At 41.0% G+C, this 16759-nt stretch carries 14 protein-coding genes and 1 riboswitch; of the genes, 8 read left to right on the top strand and 6 right to left on the bottom strand.

Going from position 1 to position 16759, the window contains the following annotated elements; translation table 11 throughout:
• Positions 1 to 76 precede the first annotated feature (76 nt).
• Positions 77 to 2290 carry an alpha-galactosidase gene (locus V7266_RS23210; protein WP_335471430.1) on the top strand — a complete coding sequence of 738 codons (2214 nt, stop codon included), beginning with the start codon at positions 77 to 79 and terminating at the stop codon, positions 2288 to 2290.
• A gap of 83 nt (positions 2291 to 2373) precedes the next feature.
• Positions 2374 to 3735, top strand: coding sequence for an FAD-binding oxidoreductase (locus V7266_RS23205; protein WP_335471428.1), 1362 nt, complete (start codon positions 2374 to 2376; stop codon positions 3733 to 3735).
• Positions 3736 to 3869: 134 nt separating this feature from the next.
• On the opposite strand, the gene V7266_RS23200 is transcribed toward V7266_RS23205, so the two are convergent.
• Positions 3870 to 4712 carry an aldo/keto reductase gene (locus V7266_RS23200; protein ID WP_335471425.1) on the bottom strand — a complete coding sequence of 281 codons (843 nt, stop codon included), beginning with the start codon at positions 4710 to 4712 and terminating at the stop codon, positions 3870 to 3872.
• An 84-nt stretch (positions 4713 to 4796) separates the two neighbouring features.
• Positions 4797 to 6011 (bottom strand): MFS transporter, encoded by a 1215-nt coding sequence (locus V7266_RS23195; RefSeq protein WP_335471423.1) that lies wholly within the window; start codon positions 6009 to 6011, stop codon positions 4797 to 4799.
• Positions 6012 to 6216: 205 nt separating this feature from the next.
• Between V7266_RS23195 and V7266_RS23190 the strand changes: the two genes are divergently transcribed.
• Both V7266_RS23190 and queF read left to right on the top strand, forming a co-directional pair.
• Positions 6217 to 6585 (top strand): winged helix-turn-helix transcriptional regulator, encoded by a 369-nt coding sequence (locus V7266_RS23190; protein ID WP_335471422.1) that lies wholly within the window; start codon positions 6217 to 6219, stop codon positions 6583 to 6585.
• Positions 6586 to 6710: 125 nt separating this feature from the next.
• Positions 6711 to 6757, top strand: a riboswitch (PreQ1 riboswitch).
• A gap of 132 nt (positions 6758 to 6889) precedes the next feature.
• Complete coding sequence (queF, locus tag V7266_RS23185; protein ID WP_335471421.1) at positions 6890 to 7390, top strand: preQ(1) synthase; 501 nt, start codon at positions 6890 to 6892, stop codon at positions 7388 to 7390.
• 123 nt (positions 7391 to 7513) lie between these two features.
• Here the strand turns inward: queF and V7266_RS23180 are convergent, their stop codons facing one another.
• From V7266_RS23180 to V7266_RS23165, 4 genes are all read right to left on the bottom strand, one after another.
• Positions 7514 to 9460, bottom strand: coding sequence for an ABC transporter permease (locus tag V7266_RS23180; RefSeq protein WP_335471420.1), 1947 nt, complete (start codon positions 9458 to 9460; stop codon positions 7514 to 7516).
• On the bottom strand, positions 9450 to 10211 hold the full coding sequence (locus V7266_RS23175) for an ABC transporter ATP-binding protein (protein ID WP_335471418.1): 762 nt from the start codon (positions 10209 to 10211) through the stop codon (positions 9450 to 9452). The genes V7266_RS23180 and V7266_RS23175 overlap by 11 nt, the downstream gene beginning before the upstream one ends.
• 99 nt (positions 10212 to 10310) lie before the next feature.
• A complete protein-coding gene (locus tag V7266_RS23170) occupies positions 10311 to 11315 on the bottom strand; it encodes a sensor histidine kinase (RefSeq protein ID WP_335471415.1) in 1005 nt (334 codons plus the stop codon).
• Positions 11315 to 12004, bottom strand: a complete 690-nt coding sequence (locus V7266_RS23165) for a response regulator transcription factor (protein ID WP_335471413.1) — start codon at positions 12002 to 12004, stop codon at positions 11315 to 11317. Before V7266_RS23165 ends, V7266_RS23170 begins: the two co-directional genes overlap by 1 nt.
• Before the next feature lie 301 nt (positions 12005 to 12305).
• On the opposite strand from V7266_RS23165, the gene V7266_RS23160 reads away from it, so the two are divergent.
• The 4 genes from V7266_RS23160 to V7266_RS23145 all read left to right on the top strand — a co-directional run bounded on the left by V7266_RS23160 (position 12306) and on the right by V7266_RS23145 (position 16244).
• Positions 12306 to 13313 (top strand): efflux RND transporter periplasmic adaptor subunit, encoded by a 1008-nt coding sequence (locus V7266_RS23160; RefSeq protein ID WP_335471410.1) that lies wholly within the window; start codon positions 12306 to 12308, stop codon positions 13311 to 13313.
• Positions 13314 to 13339: 26 nt separating this feature from the next.
• Positions 13340 to 13903 carry a PepSY-associated TM helix domain-containing protein gene (locus V7266_RS23155; RefSeq protein ID WP_335471408.1) on the top strand — a complete coding sequence of 188 codons (564 nt, stop codon included), beginning with the start codon at positions 13340 to 13342 and terminating at the stop codon, positions 13901 to 13903.
• A gap of 294 nt (positions 13904 to 14197) precedes the next feature.
• Positions 14198 to 14872, top strand: a complete 675-nt coding sequence (locus V7266_RS23150; protein WP_335471405.1) for a response regulator transcription factor — start codon at positions 14198 to 14200, stop codon at positions 14870 to 14872.
• Positions 14862 to 16244 carry a sensor histidine kinase gene (locus tag V7266_RS23145; protein WP_335471403.1) on the top strand — a complete coding sequence of 461 codons (1383 nt, stop codon included), beginning with the start codon at positions 14862 to 14864 and terminating at the stop codon, positions 16242 to 16244. Before V7266_RS23150 ends, V7266_RS23145 begins: the two co-directional genes overlap by 11 nt.
• The last annotated feature ends 515 nt before the right edge of the window (positions 16245 to 16759 follow it).

Here is a 16759-nt window from a genome sequence, read left to right as displayed (position 1 = left end):
TTTATGTATGGCTTGACACCATTTTCCGCTTCACCATGAATATAGTGAAGTAAATGTCATTTTAGGAGTGGGTATTATGCCAATTGAATGGAATGAAAAAGAGAAGTTATTTCATTTGTATAATGGCAGTATCAGTTACTTGATGCAGCTTGTCCATGGTAAGTATTTAGCGCATTTATATTGGGGGAGTCAGGTGCAAATGCTCCAGCCAAAAGCAATCCTTCCGTTTAAAGGCAGGACTTTTTCGCCGATGAATGAACCGGCTGACCCCCGTTTTTCACTTGATACCCTGCCGCAGGAATATCCTGCCTTTGGGAACGGCGACTTCCGGATACCAGCTTATCAGCTTCAGAGTCCTGATGGGTCAACAGTAACTGAATTTGTATATGATTCCTATGAGATTTTTAAAGGAAAGCCTCGTTTGAAAGGCTTGCCGACGGCCTATGTGGAGGAGAATGATGAAGCGGACACGCTGGTGGTAACATTGGTAGATTCCATCCTCGGTGTCGGGCTGAATCTTCATTATACAATTTACCGTGAATTTGATGTGATTACGAGATCTGTCTCGTTTGAAAATTTAGGCAGCTGTGAGGTGAAGATAGAAAAGGGCATGAGCATGTCGGTTGATTTTCATGACTCGAAATGGGATTTGCTTCACCTTCAAGGAACATGGGCACGGGAGCGGCAAATTGAGAGAAGGCCGCTTACTCATGGTGTTCAATCCATTTCTTCTTCAAGGGGTGCGAGCAGTCATCAGCATAATCCCTTTCTGGCCTTACTTTCAAAGGATGCAACGGAAAACCAAGGCGACGTATATGGGATTAGTCTGGTATACAGCGGGAATTTTCAAGCATCTATTGAGGTAGACCCCTTTGAGATCACTCGTATTAATATGGGCATTAATCCATTTAACTTTTCATGGTTGTTGAAGCCTGGTGCTGTGTTTCAAACACCGGAAGCTCTGATGGTTTATTCGTCAGAAGGGCTGGGTGGAATGTCGAGGACCTTTCATAAAATCATCCGAGGCCGGGTTTGCCGCGGAGTATATCGTGACAGGCCCAGGCCCATCCTCATTAATAATTGGGAGGCAACCTATTTTCATTTTACTGAAAAAAAGTTAAGAAATCTTGCTGATGCCGCTAAGGAACTTGGCGTTGAGATGTTTGTTTTGGACGATGGCTGGTTCGGTCATCGTGATAATGCGAAAAGCTCGCTTGGAGATTGGAAAGTTAATAGGAAAAAACTTCCTAATGGATTGGGTGGACTAGCTAGTTATATCAATGGGAAAGGGATGCAATTTGGCTTGTGGGTGGAGCCGGAAATGGTCTCACCTGACAGCGATTTATTTCGCATGCATCCAGATTGGTGTCTCCATGTACCCGAGAGGAACCGGACACTTTCAAGAAACCAGCTTGTTCTGGATTTAAGCCGGGCTGATGTGTGTGATTGGCTGATTGAAACGCTAACGGCTCTATTTCGGAGTGCTCCAATTCGTTATGTTAAATGGGATATGAATCGGAATATGACGGAGGCGGGGTCTGCTTTATTGCCGCCAGAAAGACAGAAGGAAACGGCTCATCGTTATATGCTGGGTTTGTACCGGATTTTAAAGGTTTTAACGGAGCGCTTTCCTGAAATCTTGTTTGAAGGCTGTTCGGGCGGGGGAGGCCGCTTTGACTTAGGGATGCTGTATTACATGCCGCAGACCTGGACGAGTGATGATACGGATGCGGTCGAAAGGCTGAGAATTCAATATGGAACCAGTATAGTTTATCCGGTTATTACGATGGGTGCCCATGTATCAGATGTTCCCAATCATCAAACTGGCAGGGTAACACCTTTGGAGATGAGATGTCATGTCGCCATGGCCGCCAATCTCGGGTTTGAATTAAATATCGATAAACTTAGCCGGGAGGACAAAGAGCTAGTTGGGCGGGAAATTCAGTTTTATCATCAAATAAAAGATACTGTCCTATTTGGTGATTTGTATCGGCTTTGGAGCCCTTTTGAGGGGATGGATACCGCTTGGATGTATGTAGGACGAGGTCAAAAGCAAGCGGTGGTATTTTACTATAAGACGCTGGCAACACCGAATCCGCCTTTCCTGAGAATGAAATTACGCGGGCTGAATCCGCAGCTTCGATACAAAATAAACGACAGTGGTCAAGTCCTTTATGGAGATGAGTTAATGAAAATGGGGCTTAACCTGCCGTTAATCAAAACAGACTTTTTCTCTGAAATCTATCATTTAAAAGCTGTTGATTTTAAAGAAATAAGTGAAAATTTTTAATATTAACTATAAATTAACTTCCCCGACGTTTAAAATAATTATAAAGAAGTTTACTAGTTTCACTGTTATGGAGGGGACTCAAGATGAATCTGAATGATGAATTGTTAGCGATTGTCGGGGATAGTGAGCGTGTTTCTATCAATGAAACTATTTTAGAACAGCACAGTAAAGGGGAAGCATATCATACACCATCCTGTCCGGATGCCGTTGTTTTTCCTAAGTCAAAAGAAGAAGTAAGCAGGATTGTGCAATTTGCTAGTGAGCATTCCATTCCCCTCGTGCCTTACGGGGCGGGGACGAGCTTAGAGGGACATATTATACCGGTATACGGTGGCATCAGTCTTAACTTCAGTTTGATGAATCAAATCTTATCCATCCAGCCGGATGACTTTCAAGTGACCGTACAGCCTGGGGTCACAAGAAATCAGCTTAATCAGGCTCTGAAAAAACATGGATTGTTTTTTCCGACGGACCCAGGAGCTGATGCTTCAATTGGCGGTATGGCGGCCACGAATGCCAGCGGTACTAACAGCGTGAGATACGGAGTGATGCGTGATCAAGTCCTCGGCTTAGAGGTGGTTTTAGCAGATGGATCCATCATTCGAACAGGCGGGCATTCCTTTAAATCTTCGGCGGGCTATAATTTAACGGGGTTGTTAATAGGATCAGAAGGGACACTGGGCATTTTTACGGAGATTACTTTAAAGCTGAGGGGTATACCAGAGGCTGTGTCTGCTGTAAAAGCTGTGTTTCCCTCGATTGAAGCCGCCGGTAATGCTGCTGCTATTCTCTTAAAAGCAGGTCTTGCAATCGGGAAGATCGAGCTGGTTGACGAAAAAACAATACAGGCAGTTAATAAGTTTAAGAGTACCGATTTCAGGGAAGAGCCAACTCTTTTCTTGGAGTTCAGCGGAAATGAACCGGAAGTTACATATAGTGTGGAAGTTATGGAAGAGATTCTTAAGGATGAGCAATGTGTTTCTTTTGAATTTGAGAATGACTCGTTAAGAAGGGCACAATTATGGGAGGCAAGGCATCATGCCGCGTTTGCCATTCAGGCGGCTAATCCTGGAAAAGTCTTAATGTTTACTGATGTCTGCGTCCCATTATCAGAACTGGCTGGGGCCTTAAAACAGACGAGGGATGTAATCGAGAAATATGGTTTAGAGGGGGCTGTTTTAGGCCATGTCGGTGATGGCAATTACCATGCCTGCTTGCCAATTGATCCTAATAGTGAAGAAGAGTTGGAAGTGGTGGAGGCGGTTCATCATCAGATTGTTTCATATGCCTTATCAAAAGGAGGAACCTGCACTGGGGAACATGGAATCGGGCTCGGCAAAAAGGCGTTTCTACAAGAAGAACACGGAGACCTAATCCCTATCATGAAAAGCATCAAAACCAACCTCGACCCCAAAAACATCCTAAACCCAGGGAAAATATTCTAAAGGGTGACAGGCACCGATAAGTGGTTAAAGAAGGTGGCAAGGGTGCAAACGGTGACAGGCACCAAAAAGTACATTTACACAATAAAAGGGTTGAAAATGGTGAAAAGACACCATTTTCAACCCTTGTGTGATGTTTAGAAGTCGAAGTTGTCGGGGTCTGGGCCGACGCGATGGTTTTGGTTCAGATCGTCAATTTGTTTCATTTCTGTTTTGGTTAGTTCGAAGTCGAATATATCAGCGTTTTCGATGATGCGATGTTCTTTTGTTGATTTTGGAATGGTGACAACCCCATTTTGGAGGTCCCAACGTAAAATAACTTGTGCTGTAGACTTGTTATACTTATTAGCAATTTCTTGGATAACCGGCTGGTCTAATAGCTGCCCTTGCATTAATGGTGACCATGCTTCCATCTGGATTCCCTGTTCCAGACAAAAAGTTTGGATTTCCTTTTGTGTTAAACGCGGATGGAGTTCCACTTGATTGATCATTGGCTTGATTTCGGCCTCTTTCAATAAATCCTCCAGATGATGGACGTGAAAGTTACTTACACCAATGGCTTTTACTTTGCCTTCTTTATAAAGAGTTTCTAAGGCCCGCCACGCTTCTTTAAATTTACCTTCTACAGGCCAATGAATTAGATATAAATCTAAATAATCTAAACCTAGCTTATTCAAGCTTGTCTCATAGGCTTCAAGCGTTGCTTCGTAGCCTAAGTCACTATTCCACACCTTTGATGTAACAAAAAGGTCTTCTCTTGATATACCTGCTTCGTTGATTCCTTCTCGGATTGCCTGTCCTACTCCTTCTTCATTTTGATAGATGGCAGCTGTATCAATACTGCGATATCCATGTTTAATAGCGAACTTAACTGCATTGACTAGTTCTGGACCTTCTTCTACTTTAAATACTCCAAGTCCAAACCAAGGCATTTTTACTCCATTGCTAAGTGTAGTTGTATCTTGTAAGTTGTTAATCATTCTGATTCATCCTCCAAATTATTTTTTATAAAAAAGCGAAGGGGACTGGGGCGTCCCGCACCTATCATGATTCATAGGTTAAAATTAAATAACTTTTTCAACCATATTACCTGTCTCCTCACGGTCTTTCCTCTCAAGGACTCGGCTCCAGCCCGTCAGAACGACTGCTCCTAAGACCATTAGTGCTCCAATCCAAGAGGTGTGGATTAATCCAATCGAGTCGGTAATCACGCCGCCAAAGAAGGATCCCATGGCAATTCCGGCATTAAACGCAGCAATATTAATCGCCGATGCAACATCAACTGCAGTCGGAACAAACCGCTCTGCTAACATTACAACGTAAACTTGTAATCCAGGCACATTCATAAATGCAAGAAGTCCCATAAAAAAGATAGTGATTAATCCTGCCATTTTATGTGGAGCTGTAAAAGCAAAAGCAAAGAGCACAACAGCTTGGAAAATAAACATATAAAATAGCGCCTTAATTGGATTTTGGTTAGACAACTTACCGCCCGCCATATTCCCGATCGCAATCGCGATACCATAAACAAGTAAAATTACAGCAACAGTGCTTTCCTTAAATCCCGTAATGTCCTGCAAAATAGGGGATAGATACGTAAAGACTACGAATGTTCCTCCATAACCAAGCGCAGTAATAATAAAGAGAAGTAATAAGCGGCCGTTGGTGACCAATTTAAACTGGTCACGGAACGAAGTCTGCACCCCTTTTCGTAAATCAGATGGAACAAGGATACTGTTGGCAAAGAAGGCAATTACGCCGACTGCGATAATGATGACAAATGCCATCCTCCAGCCAAATTGCTGGCCGATGAAGGTTCCAAACGGGACACCAGTTACGGTTGCCACTGTAAGTCCTGAAAACATAATCGATATCGCACTGGCCCTTCGGTTTTCAGGGACTAAATCTGCAGCAATCGTTGATCCAATCGACATAAAGACACCATGTGAAAAAGCAGAAATCACACGGGCAGCTAATAAAACACCAATGCTCGCTGCGCTTGCCGCCAGCCCATTACCGATGATAAAAACAATCATGATCCAGAGTAACAAGGATTTACGTGACATCCTTGATGTGAGCGACGTCAGAATAGGCGCTCCAAATGTTACTCCTAAAGCATATAAAGAAACAGTTAAGCCGGCAGTTGTAACAGATATTTGTAAATCCTTTGCTATCAGCGGCAGCAGCCCGACGCTGATAAATTCCGTAGTTCCAATGGCAAAAGCACTAACGGCTAACGCCAAAAGAGCGAAGGTACTTCTTTTTTTATCTAAAGTCATTTTCCTCTCCTCCTAAATTTCGTTCTATTGCATGAATGATTTGCTCAAAGCAAAACTATAAAAAGAATTATATTGGGATATTTCAACCGGCAAATGTTATTATGGGATATATGTGGATAAAGGAAAAGTACGCACTTTAAAGTAATATAGGCACTAGAAAGTGCGATAGGTACTTTTTGGTGCCTATAAAACGGAGGAGTATCGAATGAAGGAAAAGAAATATAATATATCGGTTGAAGCAACATTAGAAGTAATCGGAGGAAAGTGGAAATGTGTCATTCTTTGCCATTTAACACATGGCAAGAAACGAACGAGTGAATTAAAACGATTGATGCCGGATATTACTCAAAAGATGTTAACACAGCAGTTAAGGGAATTAGAGGAAGATGGTATTATTAACAGAATTGTATATAACCAAGTTCCGCCAAAGGTTGAGTATGAGCTTAGTGAATATGGCAAGAGTTTGCAAGGAATATTAGATTCTCTGTGTGCATGGGGAGCTAATCATATCACCAGAGTGTATGGTGATTTCTCTGTCTTAGAAGAGAATGTTCTAAATGATAAGTTAAAGTAGGGAGGGTGTCTCTTCAAGGGGGAAGTTCTTTTAGAGAAACATTTTGAAAAGATATTACCTATATTTTCTGTTTGACGTTTTCGTGCCCTTTCTCTATTATATAGAGATGGAAGACCCGTACTTGAACGGGAGAGGTTCATAGCTGATACCCTCTATAAAAAACTATGGATACATGACTTTCTGCCATGTCCATATAGGGCGTGGCTTTTTGTTTTTTATCCGATTAGTTTTTATGGAAACAAGAAACGTTCAGCTGAAACTCTCTTATAAAGTGTGGGGACACATTTTTATAGGGGGTTTTTTTATGTCTGGCCGCAGCCACGAAGAAGGATTAAAGGATTTAACACTATTAGGTAATCAAGGCACTACCTATTCATTTGAATATGCACCAGAAGTTTTGGAGGCTGTTGATAATCTCCATCCAGAACGCGATTATTTCGTCAAATTTAATTGTCCGGAGTTTACTAGTTTATGTCCGCTGACACGTCAGCCTGATTTTGCAACTATGTATATTTCATATGTTCCAGATAAAAAGATCGTTGAGAGTAAATCTTTGAAGTTATATCTATTTAGTTTTAGAAATCATGGAGATTTCCATGAGGACTGTGTCAATATCATTATGAATGACCTGATTAAACTGCTAGATCCACGCTATATAGAAGTTTGGGGCAAATTTACGCCGCGCGGCGGAATCTCCATCGACCCATGGTGCAACTACGGCAAACCAGGCACCAAATACGAAGAAATGGCGAGCTACCGCTTAATGAACCATGACCTCTATCCAGAAAAAGTAGATAATCGATAAAGAAATGGTGACAGGCACCAATAAGTGACTTTTGATGATGTAAATATTGCAAATGGTGACAGTCACCACAAACAAAGCAGCCGTGTTCCACGGCTGCTTTGTTTTATATTTTTGCACTTCATTTTATAATGCAGCTTTGATCACTTTTTTGTAATAGAGCACGGATAGGATTCCGAAGATGGAGTAGAGACCAGTATAGAGGGCCATCACTAGAATCATTGGGGTCCAAACTTCGGTACCGAAAAGGAACCAGCCGGATTGGACGGCAAAATAACTATGCAGCAGTCCAATCACTAACGGAATTCCAAAGTTAAACAGCTGCTTAGCCTGAATTCCCTTCAATAAATCCCCTTCTGTGAAACCAAGCTTACGTAAGATCGTATAATTCGGCTTTTCCTCTTCACTCTCACCCATCTGTTTAAAATACAAAATACAGCCTGACGTGATCAGAAACGTTAATCCCAAAAAGCCAACAATAAACATAATCAATCCCATATTTTTTTTCTGAGTATTACTAATCTCCAAACGAGACGAGTATAGGTCATTCTCATTAAAGGACAAGTCTTGATAAACCAGGTTGGCCTTTTCTAGCTGACTCTCATCCTTCAACGTAAATCCAACAAAGAGAGAAGTCTTCTTTTGAATAGAAGGATTTAGATCCTTTTTCAATCGTTCAAATACAGATTCGTCCACTATCGCAATCGGCTGACCGCCGTTTGTAAAATATCCGGAAATCACAAAATCCTTCTTTAATCCTAAGTAGTGGAGCGGAATTGTTTCTGTTTGCCCCTTTAATTCGATCCGGCCGCTCTCTTTTAAACTCATAAACTTCTGGAGTAAATCATTATAACCGGTAAAAATGGTCTCATCTGCGGCCACGTTGATATTTTTCAAGTCCTTTTCACTAATCATCGGAAGGGGCAGCTCACTAGGGTCCACCATCATGCCTTCAAGGTTAGTATCCATAATGTTCTTAAGATTAGCGGACACTTGGAGTACTTCAATCCTCTTTTCATCAAAACCAATATCCTTCGCGGCCAACGCCTCTTTAAATTTAGCAGCATCTTTTGCATTGGTAATGGCGAAATCGCCCGCCGTATCGTTTTCAGCCATCTTTTCGGCAGAATAATAGGAGATATAGCTCAAAGACAATAGCCCAATTGCAAGAGCGGATATTGTTGTAATTACCGTTAGTAACAGGGCATTTGATTTCATCCGAAACATAATTGATGACAAGGATAATACCTGATTAATGGTTAGATAGCCATCCTTCTTTTTCCGAACGATATTAAAAATAAAACTAACCGACCCTTTATAAAACAGGTAAGTGCCGATAATGACGCTACCCAAAATATAAATCATCGCCAAAAACAATTCTGTCATCGTGGTATAATCGCCAGTAAATAACTTCGATGAAATATAGTAGCCGGAAATAATCGCAAGCAGTCCGATAATCCCCATGAGTATTTCCCAGATAGACATTTTTTTCACTTTCTCTTCCGTCGAGGAAACAACCCGAAAGAGAGATAGAATACTCTGCCTCTTAATAAAAAGATAATTCATCAGCATAATTAGGAGATAGATGACACTGAATACAATGATACTCTGGACCAACGCTTGCGACGAAAAATGTAAGCGGGCAATCGCATCCACCTTGGTAATTTTAAATAAAATCATAATAATTAACCGAGAGATTGAAAAACCGATAAAGATTCCAACTACCATCGAACTAAAATAAAGAATAAAATTCTCGGCACTTAGGAGGTTGAAAATCCGAGTTTTTGTCATCCCAATCAATTGAAATAATCCAATTTCCTTGCTTCGCTGCTTAATAAAGATATTATTAGCATACAGCAAAAAGATTGAGACAATGGCCACCAGAAGAACACTGGCTGTCCGGATGGCGGCTGCCCCTTTAATGGAATCCTTCGTTTCATTCATTGCCGGGTCATATTGCAGCGTGACAAATGAAAAATAAAGGGCAACACTAAAGATGAGTGCAAACACATAGAGATAGTAGTTTTTTAGATTTTTTTTCAAGTTTCGAAAAATAAGCTGATTAACGCTCATATGGCACACCGCCTAGTACACCTTGAGTTTTCATGATATCCTTAAAAAACGCCTGCCGGGATTGCTCCCCTTTATTCAACTGAGTATATATCTGCCCGTCCTTTATAAAAATCACTCTGCCGCTGAAGCTGGCTGCCACGGGATCATGTGTCACCATCACAATAGTGGCCGTCCGATTTTGATTTAATTCATTAAGTTTGTTTAACAGGTCGGATGCAGATTTCGAGTCGAGCGCTCCTGTCGGCTCATCTGCGAAAATAATACTTGGTTCGTGGATGAATGCACGGGCCGCCGATGTCCTCTGTTTTTGCCCGCCGGAGATCTCATTAGGGTACTTATTTTTAATTTCCGTTATCCCTAATTCCGTTGCAACCCTGTTGAACCTCTCATCGGCCTCTCTTTTGGAAACTTTTGTAATGGATAATGGTAAAAGAATATTTTCTTTAACGGTTAACGTATCTAAAAGATTATAATCTTGAAAAATAAACCCAAGGTGCTGCTTGCGAAACTCAGCAAGCTGCTTTTCTTTCATAGCCGTCATTTCTTTGTCTTCAATCGTAATTGTTCCGCCGCTGACCTTATCGATCGAGGACAGCACATTAAGAAGTGTGGTTTTCCCGGATCCGGAGGCCCCCATGATACTCACGAATTCCCCTTTTTCAACAGTAATATCAATCCCTTTTAAAACCTCTTGTTTATTCAGCTTATTACCATAGCTCTTATGAATTTTTTTGGCTGCTAAAATACTCATACAAACACGCTCCTCTATTTGATAATCCAATTATAATATCTGCCGGTTAACTTCTCCTTCGAATAACCGAACAAAACAGCAAAGCATGTGACATTTTTGTCACACGCCTGAAATTGCGCCGAATTCATTTTTTCGTGGAAAGGTTAACGTGAACGTGGTCCCAACGCCGGGGTCTGATAGGACATCAATATGAATCAATAAAGACTCGGAAATTTTCTTGGTTAAATATAAACCCATGCCGGTAGAGGCATTGTCATGGTGAACGGTTGTTGAGGTAAAGCCCTTATCGAAAATCCTCGGCAGGTCTTTTGGGTCAATACCGCGCCCAAAATCCTGAACCAACAGTTTGGTTCGGTCATCTCTTATAAAACTTCGTATGATAATATCCGATGCCTCGCTGTATTTCACTGCGTTTGTTAACAATTGGCGGATAATAAAGGCCAGCCATTTAGCATCTGTTAGGGCGTAAGCCGCGTCTAACTCCACTTCAAAGCCGATTCCTTTTTGCATACACCAGGTTTGCAGTGTTTTAATTTCTTTATAAAGTAAGGTTTTTAAGTCAGTCTCTTCTATATATAAATCGTTCTCCATAAAAGGCAGGCGCTTTTGATGAAGCTGTGAATCAAGCAGCAGATGGATTCGCAGCCATTCTAGAGATAACTGTGCTCTTAATGGACTTTCTTCTAAACGGTCAATCATTAAATGCATGGCTGTCAAAGGTGTTTTGACTTCATGAATCCAAGATAAAAGCTCATCTTTTTCCTGCTCCACAGACACCACATTATTCGAAACCGTTTGTTTCAGCAGCTCTGTTTGATTCACAATACTTTCCTCAATAATTTTTTCAAACGGGCTTTCCGCCTCAGCTATATTGGTTAAATCAAGATTGTTCTCCCATTCCGCTAGGGCAGCATAAAATTTCGTTTCCTTATGGAAGCGAAAGCACAAAAAGATCACAAAAATAAGCGTGGATAAAAAAACAATATAGAGAAGGGGCATAAATTGTATGGCGGAATCAATATAGCCTGAAAAGAGGACTAAAAGCTGTAAACATACAAAAAGAACAATCCAGCTCCGTCTTTCCTTTAAAAAGTTTTTAATCATTATCCTTGCGCCTCTTCACTTGCCATGTATCCTTGCCCAACCTTTGTTTCAATAAATCGTCCTAGGTTAAGCTCGTCCAGCTTTTTCCGCAGCCGGTTAACATTGACCGTTAATGTGTTATCACTGACAAACCGCTCATCATCCCACAAGCTTTTAATTAAATCTTCTCGGCTGACGATTTTATTCTTTTGTTCAATCAGTTTTTTAAAGATAAACATTTCGTTCTTTGTGAGCTCAATCGTACCGTCCGCGCTGCTGACCGTGTTTTTCTCAATATCGATCGTTGCAGCCTGCCAGGTCTTCAGAGTTATTTGTTCATGATTGTAATTATAAACGCGGCGAAGGGTCGCTTGAATTTTAGCAATCAGCACATCAAAATGGAACGGTTTTTGGATGAAATCATCCGCACCAAGCTGCATGGACATCACCATGTCTGTCGGATGGTCGCGTGAAGAAAGAAATAAAATTGGAACATTCGAATGTGTTCGAATCATTCGGCACCAATGAAAACCATCAAATTTCGGCAGCTGAATATCAATTATAACTAAATCGGGTTTAACTCTCGTGAACACTTGCATCACCTGGCTGAAATCACTAATTCCATATACATCATAAGACCAGCCCAATAGCCGGTCTTTTATTTCATTAAAAAGCGATTGATCGTCTTCAATCAATAATAACCTAAACAAAAATATCACCGCCGTACCCTTACATTTCTTACGTCAATTGTATAATATATCCTTTTTTTATGCTATAAGCTGGTGCCTGACACCAATAGCGACATTAGCACTTTTCTAAACTATTTATTGGTGCCTGACACCATTAATGACATTAACACTATCCTAAACCATTTATTGGTGTCAGGCACTTTTTTACTTTTTTAATTTTTATTAAGGATAAGTTAAGGGACGCACATGATAATAGGCTCATGAAATAAAAAAATGCTTGGGGCGGGTCCGGACTGCTCCGAGATAGAAGGAGTTTAGATAAATGAAGAAGTGGATTTGGATATTGATAAGTGTACTAGTTGTTGGGTATGTCGGCTATCAATGGTTTCACTCCAAAAGCAGTGCTAGTACAAGCACTACTGCGCAGGTTCGAACGGGTACTGTACAAAAAGGTAAGTTAGAAGTAACAATTAGTGGTTCGGGAACAGTTGAACCAGTAACTACCGAGGATATTAAAGCAACAGAAGACAACAACGAAATTGATGAGGTTTTAGTTTCAGCAGGAGTCACAGTGAGCGCCGGAGACAAATTAATAACCTTTACGGATGATAGCGATCCAATTACTGCGCCAACTAGTGGAACTATTACTACAGTCTCGGTTGCTTCGGGCGATCGAATTAACAAGGGTATGGTAGTCGCTCATCTTACCAATTACAACGATTTACAAACAGTTGTTTCGGTAGATGAATTAGATATACCTAAAGTAAAAGTGGGTCAAACAGTAACTTTAACAGTTAGTGCCTACCCTGATGCAACCTACACTGGGAAAGTTACAGCTGTTGCAGAAGAAGGAACATCATCAAATGGTTCATCCACCTTTAATGTAACCATTCATATTGATAAACCAACTAACCTAAAGGTAGGGATGAGTACATCAGCAACTATCTTAACGGCCAGCAAGACGGATGCATTATATGTTCCTGTAGATGCCATTTATACAAACGACAATAATGAAAAATATGTCATCATTGCATCAGCCAATGGCAGCACAGATAGTTCTTCTGGAACAGCCGGTGAACAAAAAACGGTTAAGACAGGTATTGAAACAGACGAATATGTGGAAATCACTGAAGGAGTAACCGAAGGCCAAACCGTACAGTTACCAGCATTGTCTTCAAGCAGTTCAACCACTGGTCAGCAAGGAGGCATGATGCAGGGCATGGGCGGAATGGGCGGAATGGGCGGCATGCAAGGCGGAGGTTTTGCTCCAAGCGGCCGACAAGGAACAACATTCGGACAAGGAACAACAAGCGGAAAATCAGGAAACTAAAATATTAATTAAAAAGGAGAATGACTTTGAAAAAAACAAGAAAAGCACACTTATGGATTGGATTAATTTGTTCGATATTTATTCTTATGGAGTCTATTACAGGCCTGCTTATGAATGAGCCATGGCTGATTGGTCAGTCACAGACAGAAGGTGGAGCTAATTTTAAACAAGGTATGATGATGCCGCAACAAAGCACCACTACAGGTTCAAGCCAGTCAACTAGCCAGACAGCACAGTCCGGCACTGCCGCTCAATCGAACGGTACTACAAATAATCAAACGACAGGCAGCACACAAGGTACTACGAATAATCAAACGACAGGCAGCGCACAAGGTACTACAAATGGACAGGTTCCAGCGATGGGAGGAAGAGGCGGCTTTACAGGCGAAGGCTCACAATCAGGTTCCCTAATGAGTGTTATCAAAGGGCTGCATGAAGGAAGAATCGGAACTACCAATATCAAATGGTTAATTGACTTAACAGCCATTGCCATGATTTTCTTAACTGGATCAGGAATCTACCTATCCATGAAGGTACTTGCTGCAGATAGAAAAAGAAAAAGATTAAAAGCCGAAAGAGAAATTGCATAATAAAACGATGAAGAGAGTACCGTTCCATTGAAAGTGGGGGGCTCTCTTTTGTTTATATAAAATGGGAATTTTTAAAAGGATAAAGACGATCACACTAGCCCAAATTAGATGATGAGTTAAACAAAGAAATTGAAAAATTAAAAGAGCAAACCATTAGTTTAGTAAAATAATATGCATGAAAAGGGAAGCACACCAATCATCAGCTTGGGTGCTTCTTTTATCTTTAAGCGAAACTTAAGACTTCTTCCATAGGATATATAATAGATATATTAAGGAAAAAGGAGCCTGTTAAAGATGAACGTGCTACTCGCAGAAGATGATGATCGCCTTGGTGATTTAATAGTATATATGTTAAAAAAGAAAGCTAATTGTAATGTTGAATGGGTCAAAGAAGGGGAAGACGCTTTCTATTATGCAACATCTGCCCACTATGATGTGATTATAATGGATTGGATGATGCCAAACGGTGATGGTGTGGATGTTTGCCGGAGATTACGTAAACAAGGGTATTCGGGGGCCATCCTGATGTTAACGGCCAAAGATACCGTCCAAGATAGAATTGAAGGCCTTGATTCCGGCGCGGATGACTACTTGGTCAAACCATTTGAAATTGATGAGTTATTAGCGAGACTGCGTGCGCTGTCTCGCCGGAATTTTGCCCCTATTGTTGAAGATGAAACAGAGATAGACGGATTGGTCCTAAATAGAGCAAGTCATTCGGGCCGATTCGACGATACTGACATCCAGTTTAGTCCCCGTGAATTTCAGCTATTAGATTTATTGGTGCAAAATAAAGGACAAGTACTGCCGCGTGAACTAATTTACGAGCGTGTCTGGGGCCTTGATACTGATGTTACGATGAAGACGATTGATGCTACCATTAAATTACTTAGAAAAAAACTAACCTTAATCAACAAGCAAGATAGGCTTCAAAGTATCAGAGGGGTGGGGTATAAATTTGAAACTTAATTTTCTCTCCATTCTTTTTAATCGGTTCGATAAGGATGTTTTCAATAATACTCAAAATCGGCTGACCCGCAATTTTAGCGGACTTCTCATGCTTTTTCTCTTTCTATTTATATTAATTGTCTATTCGGTTCTTTATTTTGTCATCCTTAATACACAGGAAAGGGAACTGCAGACGTTAGTTGCACAGGAAGCGAGTTACATTGAAAATTTGGTGGGCAGCAATAGAAAAAGTGATCTTAGAGACATTCAAAATCAAGAAGTGATTTTTTCCGGAGTAAATCAGTCCTTTTACTATGTGTTTAATACTAATGGAGAAGTAGTCTTGGGCAGCGAGGCCAATCCCCGCTTACGCCCGGAATTTCTATCCCTTGTCAACAAACATATGTCCAATCATCAGAAAGTACAGAAGGAAATTATCAGCATGAATGATAATTTACGAAGGGGCAGGGGGGAATTCCGTGCACCTGATGAAAGTCAGGATATTCGTTTGATGATTGCCAGCCATGATGTTTATTATAAAGGACAATATTTGGGCCAAATATTTATAGGTAAAGACGTCTCATTCGCCTATCGGTTATTTCACTGGATGCTTCTCATTCTGATTGTGTTAGGGATTGTTTTTGTGGGGGTTGCCATATTTATAAGCTTGCGTATGTCTAAACGGGCGATGATTCCGATTAAAGCGGCCTTTAAGAGGCAGCGTGAATTTGTCGGGGATGCATCCCATGAATTAAGAACTCCTCTAAGCGTCCTGCTTTCTTCTGTTGATGCGATGGATATGACGATTGAAAAAGACGAAATGTCAGGGAAGTTACTTGCTAATATGAGGGAGGAAGTGAAACGGATGACGAACTTAGTCAGCGATCTTTTAACCCTCGCCCGTTCTGATTCGAATACCATTGAGCTCAAAACGGAGGTGTTTGATATAGCCCCCCTTGCTAAAAAAGCAATTGAGTCCTTACACCCGATTGCAGCTTCCAAACGGATTCTGTTTGAGTTATCCGCGCCAGTTGCTTTTAAAGTGGCAGGTGATCCCCAGCGGCTATCACAGCTGCTTTATATTCTTTTGGACAATGCAATCAAGTACACACCTGAGGGTGGTGAAGTGAAGCTTATGCTTTCAAAAGAAGGCAATGAAGTGGGGATTTTTGTTCAAGATACAGGAATTGGGATTAAGAAAGAGGACTATCAACGGATTTTTGAACGTTTTTATAGGACGGATAAATCCCGATCCCGCCAAATAGGTGGTCATGGATTGGGGCTTTCCATTGCAAAATGGATTGTAGAAACTCATAAAGGAACGATCCGAGTAAGTAGTGAACTAGGAAAGGGAAGTACATTTATCGTGAAACTGCCTGGTTACGTTTCGTAAATCAGGCTTTCTTTTTTAGGCTGTGTTAAAGGTTATTGTTGATTTTGAAACGATGTTGATTGGATCGGATAAGCTCGACTCCTGCGGGAGTACGGGGCAGGGGAGACCCCACAGGCGCTTTAGCGCCGAGGAGGCTCCCCCGCACTCCCGCGGAAAGCGAGCGACTGCAGCGGAAATCAACATCCAAGTTTAACACAGCCTTTTTTAAAAAAATTATCTAATAGTGGTTGACTTCAGTTGATTATGATAGTAATATAGTAATCCTGATGAGGGAATGCTGGATATGCAAACTACTCATTGAAAAAATATTATCACGATGTTGTTGACAAGGTTGAACGGATCTGATAATATTAAATCTCGTTGAACAGATAAAAAATATTTCAAAATAATATTTGACATTCTGATTAACGGTATGATAGAATTTATTCCTGTCACTAATTGTTCTTTGAAAACTAAACAAACAAAAACGTCAACAAACAATAATATTAGTTTCTATATGAGACTAAGCCAACGTA

This window comes from Neobacillus drentensis, from assembly GCF_036965645.1.
Taxonomy (GTDB): Bacteria; Bacillota; Bacilli; order Bacillales; family Cytobacillaceae; genus Neobacillus; species Neobacillus drentensis_D.
The sequence above is the reverse complement of the archived record's forward strand: the minus strand, read 5'-3'. Positions and strand labels throughout refer to the sequence as shown.